This window comes from Microvirga sp. P5_D2 (genome assembly GCF_054049475.1).
On record NZ_JBFUMH010000285.1, the window covers coordinates 1 to 3,811 of the forward strand.

General features: G+C 62.3%; 3 protein-coding genes. All 3 read right to left on the bottom strand.

All coding sequences use genetic code 11. The features are described from left to right. Positions 1-225: 225 nt before the first annotated feature. A complete protein-coding gene (locus tag ACXJKO_RS30475) occupies positions 226-837 on the bottom strand; it encodes a 2-dehydro-3-deoxy-6-phosphogalactonate aldolase (protein ID WP_457094758.1) in 612 nt (203 codons plus the stop codon). A gap of 100 nt (positions 838-937) precedes the next feature. Next, complete coding sequence (locus tag ACXJKO_RS30480) at positions 938-2,683, bottom strand: AMP-binding protein (protein WP_457094759.1); 1,746 nt, start codon at positions 2,681-2,683, stop codon at positions 938-940. A 17-nt stretch (positions 2,684-2,700) separates the two neighbouring features. Further along, the coding region (locus ACXJKO_RS30485; RefSeq protein ID WP_457094760.1) for a type III polyketide synthase at positions 2,701-3,811 on the bottom strand (1,111 nt) is incomplete at its 5' end.

The window sequence follows — 3,811 nt, forward strand, 5'->3', positions numbered from 1 at the left end:
GTGGTGCTCGGTTCGCGCTTCTGCTCGATAGTGGTCGTGCTGCCGAGAATGCCTTCTTCCTTCTTGATCGTCGTCGTCGTGTCCTGCGCGAAAGCAGCCGTGCTGAGAACGGTGGCGGCCAGAACGAAAACCAGTTTCTTCATCACTAACTCCCTGAAAAGCCTTTGCGCTGAGAACGCTTTCCTCACGAGAGGGTTCCTGCGAGGCTTGAGTTTCAGGAAAGGTCTAGCTTGTGCGAAGCGCTTGCCAAGCTGCCGCGAATTCGCGGGCATTGCGACCGATCTCCTCCACTGACATGGCGGGCGTGAAGAGGGCCGAGCCGAGGCCGAAGCCGTTGGCGCCAGCATCGAGATAGGGCTTCATGTTGTCGGGCTTGATGCCGCCGACGGGGAGCACTATAGCATCCTTCGGCAGAACTGCGCGCCATGCTTTCACGACGGCGGGCGGCGTGGCTTCGGCGGGGAAGATCTTGATGGCGTCCGCGCCTGCCTTCAGGGCGGCGAATGCCTCCGTCGGCGTGGCGACGCCTGGAGTGCAGATCAGGCGCAAATCCTTGGCGCGCTTGATGACCTCGATATCCGCGTGAGGCATGACGATGAGCTTGCCGCCCACATCGTGCACGCCGTTCACGAGGTCGGGCTCCAGCACCGTGCCTGCGCCGATGAGCACATCGTCCGGCATGGTCTTGGCCAGAATCTCGATGCTGCGGAACGGTTCCGGCGAGTTCAGAGGAACCTCGATGATGCGAAAGCCGGCCCCCACGAGGGCATGGCCGACGGCCTCTGCATTCTCAGGCTTCAGGCCCCTCAGGATCGCGATGAGGGGAAGATTGGTCATGTAGTTCCGCAGCACGTCAGCACCCTTGCGCAATGGCATTCGAGTCGGGAGCTTAACGCGAAAACCGCTGGAACTTTCCAGCGATTTTCGGTTGTCGGGATTAATTCACATGGCGGGCGGGAGCGCTCAGCTTCTCGTGGGCCAGTTGCACCAGCTTCACCCGTTGCAACTTGCCGCTCGTGGTCTTCTGCAGGGTGTGAGGCGGCACGTCGAGCACATGATCGACGGCAATGCTGAGCTTCTGACTCAGGCGGTCCCGGATGGCCTGGCGCATGCCGTCTACCATGTCGGGCAGCTTCTGCGTCRTCTCGAAGAAGATCACGAGATTTTCCGTGCCCTTGTCCGGATCGGAGAAGCCGATGGCGCCGACCGCGCCGGAGCGCACGCCTTCCACCTCGCCGGCCACCTGCTCGATCTCGTATGGCGAGATATTCGCGCCGGCGCGGATGATGAGGTCCTTGATGCGGCCAGTGATGAAGAGGTGGCCGTTATCCATGTAGCCGAGATCGCCCGTCTCCAGCCATCCGTCGCGGATGTTGCTCGGTACCGGCTCCTTGAAATAGCCGTGCACCACGCTCGGCCCACGCATCTGGATCTGGCCTTGCCAGCGGTCAGGGAGCACGTTGCCGTCGCTGTCTACAATCCGCGCCCGATGGCCTTCGAGTGCAGGCCCGACGCAGGCGATGGGCCAGGCATCCGGGTCCGACGCGTCGATGGTCACAGCAATTCCTTGCACGATGAGACGTTGGCGCGAGACCGTATCGAAATGTATAACATCCGCTGGTCGCGTGATCGATGCGGCGACCGTGCATTCGGCGAGGCCATAGGCGGGAGCGAACGCTTCCTTCCTGAACCCGTGCGGCGCGAAGCGGTTGGTGAAATGCGCGATGGTGCGGCTTTGGATGAACTCGGCCGCGTTGATCGCGCAACGAAGCGTCGAGAGATCGAGGCCGCGCGTGCGGTGCTCGGGCGCATGGGTTGCGACGAATTGATAGGCGAAGTTCGGCGCGGAGGTGACGGTGCCCTTGAAGGTGTGAATCGCCCAGAGCCAGCGCGCCGGGTTCATGGTGAACAGGTTCGAAGGCATCAGCACCACGGGCATACCCGCAACAAAGCCCGACATGGTGAGCGCGACGAGGCCCATGTCGTGATAGAGCGGAAGCCAGCTGACGATCACATCCTCATGGTTCCACTCGCGCGCCGAGGCGAGGCCGCGTACGTTGTCGAGCAGGGTGCGGTTGTCGACGAGCAGCGCCTTCGGTTGCGAGGTGGTTCCGGAGGTGAATTGCAGGAAGGCGGCAGCCGTTTCATCCGGCTCCGCGAATGTTGCCTCCATCACCTTCGGGAGAGCGTCGGTGGTGATTGCATCGCAGCCTGAAACCCGCAGAACCTCGCAGCAATCTTCACGCGCCAGGATCAGCCTTGCGCCCGCATAGCGTGCACGAACGGCAAGGCGTTCCGCCCAATCCGCCACCTGCGCGCCGAGGCTGGGAGCCTCGACTACGCAGGGGATGAAGGAGCCGATGAGGCAGGCGAAGAAGGCGGTGAGGAGAACGGGCGAGGTCTCGTAGGCCAGGAGGACGATGTCGCCGCGATTGACGCCATGCGCGGTGAGGCGGCCCGCGAGCATGGTCGCCTCGTCAAGCAGCGCGCCGTTGGAGATTTCCGTGATCGAATTGTGAGCTTCAATCACGCAGAACGCCGTCTTGCCGGGTGCTGCTGCGGCACGCTGCTTCAGCACCTCGACGATGGTCCTCGGTTCCGAAGACAGGGGGACGCCTGCCATGTTGGACAGGTCAAAGGCAAGCTGAGCCTGCCCGAGAGGGAAGGTGTGAGCCTTGTACATTTTAAGATCCGTGATCGTTAGAAGCGGAGCAGGGCGCCTTCGAGAGTGAGGCCCGGGCCGAAGGCCAGCATGACGCCGATATCGCCCGGTTGCGGCTTGTCATTCTCGATCAGGTGTTCGAGCACCAGCAACACGGTTGCGGAGGCGCAATTGCCGTATTCGCTCAGCACATGCCAAGTGGATTCGAGCTGACGATCCGTGATCTTCATCTTCTGCGCCACGAGATCCACGATCTTCGGGCCGCCCGGATGGATCGCCCAATGCTTGATCGCGCTGGGATCGACTTTTGCGAAGCCGCAGAGTTCGTCGATGAATTTCTCGATCAGRCTGGCGATGACGAAGGGCACGTAAGGCGAGAGCGTCATGCGCACGCCGTCATCGAGCACTGACAGGGTCATCATGTCGGAGGTCTCGAAGGATTGCAGCGTGTGCGTCGCGAGGATCTGCGGGCCGTGGCCCGGCTCGCGCATCGCCATCGTGAAGGCGCCGACCGCATCGCCGAACAGGTTGTGCACGATGGCCTGCTCGCGCGTGGCCTCGGGGCGGAAATGCAGGCTGCTGAATTCAGCGCAAAGGCCGATGGTGTATTCATCGGGGCGGGCGATGACGGAATCCATCGCCGTCTTGATGACGTTGAAGGCCGCGAAGCATCCCATATGGCCGATATGGGTGCGGCGGATGCTGGGTTTCAGGCCGAAGCGCTTGGCGAGGAAGTAGTCCGGCGTCGGGCCGTAATAGCCTGTGCTGCTGGCCATCACGATACTGCCCACATCCGTGCGTTCTACGGGACGCAGCAGGTCTTCCACGGCTTCGCCGGCAACCTCGTCGACGATGCCGACATAGGCCTTCATGCGCTCTCCGATGCCGCGCGTTTCCGTGCCGATATCGACGGCAGGGTCCCATGCGAGATGGCGCTTGCGGACGCGGGTGACGGTGCCGAGATCCCGCGCATCGGGAAGCTCCGCATACCATTTGTCGAAGGCGTTATCCCAGAGCGTATCCTGATCGAAGGATTGCTTGGGAACTGCGGAGGAAAGATTCACGAAAGTGGGGAGGGCGGTTGCGCTGCGCAGATGCATCGAACTACTCCGCCGCCATGGGGACGAGCACACGGGCGACGTACATGAC

Bases quoted from the DNA above. Each gene is read 5' to 3' on its own strand.
- ACXJKO_RS30475 (WP_457094758.1), bottom strand. From the start codon at position 837: ATGACCAATCTTCCCCTCATCGCGATCCTGAGGGGCCTGAAGCCTGAG.